Annotated in this window: 1 protein-coding gene, 1 pseudogene and 1 other annotated feature; of the genes and pseudogenes, one reads left to right on the top strand and one right to left on the bottom strand. The window is 59.9% G+C overall.

Annotation, left to right across the window (positions count from 1 at the left end; genetic code table 11):
• Positions 1–200: 200 nt before the first annotated feature.
• A protein-coding gene (locus V2B23_RS30785; protein WP_430953681.1) for an IS3 family transposase occupies positions 201–1,465 on the bottom strand; the annotation gives its coding sequence in 2 pieces (ribosomal slippage) (positions 201–1,162 and positions 1,162–1,465; 1,266 coding nt in all).
• Positions 1,032–1,166, bottom strand: a sequence feature (AL1L pseudoknot). Its footprint overlaps the gene before it by 135 nt.
• A gap of 65 nt (positions 1,466–1,530) precedes the next feature.
• Here V2B23_RS30785 and V2B23_RS30780 point away from each other — a divergent pair.
• Positions 1,531–1,677, top strand: a pseudogene (locus V2B23_RS30780) (transposase); the annotation flags it as partial.
• Positions 1,678–2,016: the final 339 nt, after the last annotated feature.

Here is a 2,016-nt window from a genome sequence, read left to right as displayed (position 1 = left end):
ACGTTCGCCGATCGTTGGCCGGGATCGGAAACATACTGATGGAAATCCGCCGAAACACCGTTAGCGAGATAGACCCGTCGGAGCAAGCATCGAAGCTTACTGCCCCGAATACAAAGCAGGATGGGGAAAGTAATTTGCACGTAGGGATGTTCTAGTGCGGCGGAAGGTATGAATCGCCCTGGGTCTGATGGAGGCTCTGGCTATTTGATTTCAACCAAGGCCTGCTCACCCTGCTCAGTAGCGTAGAACGTCTTCTCGTACTCTGCTGGCGGGATGTCGCCGCAGTGACCATGCAGCCGCCTGTGATTGTGCCAGTGCACCCACGACAGTGTCGCCAGTTCCACGTCGTCGATGCTGCGCCATGGACCAGGATGCGTTGGGCCGTAGATGAGTTCGTACTTGTAGTAGCCGTTCACGCTCTCGGCGAGAGCATTATCGTAGGAATCGCCCACGGTCCCGATCGACGGTATTGCACCGAGTTCGGCGAGCCGTTCGCCGTAGCGGACCAAGGTGAATTGACTGCCCGCATCGCTGTGGCAGCGCAGCCCGGTCAACCGTGTGCCGCGACTGAAGCGGGCCATCTCGATGGCGTCGAGCACTACCTGGGTGCGCATGTTCGCCGCGACGCGCCAGCCCACGATCATCCGAGAGTAAGCGTCGGTGATGAAGCAGACGTAGCCCATTCCCGCCCAGGTCGGGACGTGGGTGAGGTCGGTGACCCACAGTTGGTTCGGCTCAGTCGCAGTGAAATCCCGCCCAACCAGATCGGGGTGCCGATCCGCCCCGGCCGTTGCTCGGGTGGTACGCACCTTCTTCCCTCGCCGCACACCAGCGATCTGCTCGGCACGCATCAGCCGCGCGACCTGGTCACGGCCGACATCGATGCCCGATCTTCGGGCTGCTTTCCACAGCTTCCGCACCCCATATACCTGGTAATTCTCCTCCCACAACCCCCGTAGCGCCGGCCGCAACCGGCTATCGGAGACCGATCTAGCTGACGGCGGTCGGCTTTTGGTGGCGTAGTAGCTGCTCGGAGGTATCTGCAAGGCCTTGCAGATACGCTCGACCCCAAGCCTCCGACCCGCGATGACATCGCCGCGATTGGCATCGATGAACGCGGTCATCTCTTGTGCTGGCGGTCGAGCTCCGCCCCGAAGAAAGACGCCGCACGCTTCAATATCTCGTTGGCGCGCTGCAGTTCTCGGATTTCCTGCTCGAGTTGCTTGATCCGATCGGCCTCGGCGGTGCTCACTCCCACAGTCAGACCGTCATCGATATCGGCCTGCTTGACCCACGACCTGACGGACTCGACCCCGTAACCCAACTGCGAGGCAACCCGCGCTGTCGTCCCATGCTCGGTCCCCAGCTCGGCCCGCAACGCCCGGACCATCCGCACCGCACCGGCCTTCTCCTCCGGCGAATACCGCCGCATCGTCGGCCTCCCTGACACCCGTTCATTCGGCATGCTTCCATCCTCGTTTCCAAGGCCAGAAGTCTCCACCGAACCCAGAGCGATTCAATTTCGATACCGGGGCGTCGAATGGTCCGGTGGAGGCGATCAATGGTCGGCTTGAGTATTTGCGGGGTATCGCGTTGGGTTTCCGGAATCTGGAGCACTACATCTTGCGGTCACTGATCCACTCGGGTCAGCTCCGGGAACGCATCAACGCACTCTAAAACCGGATGAGCCAGATATGTTCCGAAACCCGTGTCCAAAACGGATGATTCATTACATGGGTTGTCGGTGAGTTCTGGAACGCTGCTGCCTGCAGTATTCGCGCGGTTTTCTCCTCGGTTAGTGTGTGACTCTCGGAATTATTTGGCACGTTCTTCCCTGAATTATTTGGCACGGTGATAGCCGTCAGACACTCTCACCTTGGGATCCTCGGTCGAGTAGGAGTCGGGAAGTATCTCGGACCTCTCACTGTGTTGAGATCCCCCAACCCGGCATCCTCAGAGCCTCCGAACAACTCCTCGACGCGGCGACTGTTCAGAAAACCACTGATCAACTGCCAC

It is taken from the genome of Rhodococcus sp. 24CO (assembly GCF_050586165.1).
Lineage (GTDB): Bacteria > Actinomycetota > Actinomycetes > Mycobacteriales > Mycobacteriaceae > Rhodococcus_F.
This window is presented reverse-complemented; position numbering and strand designations above follow the sequence as displayed.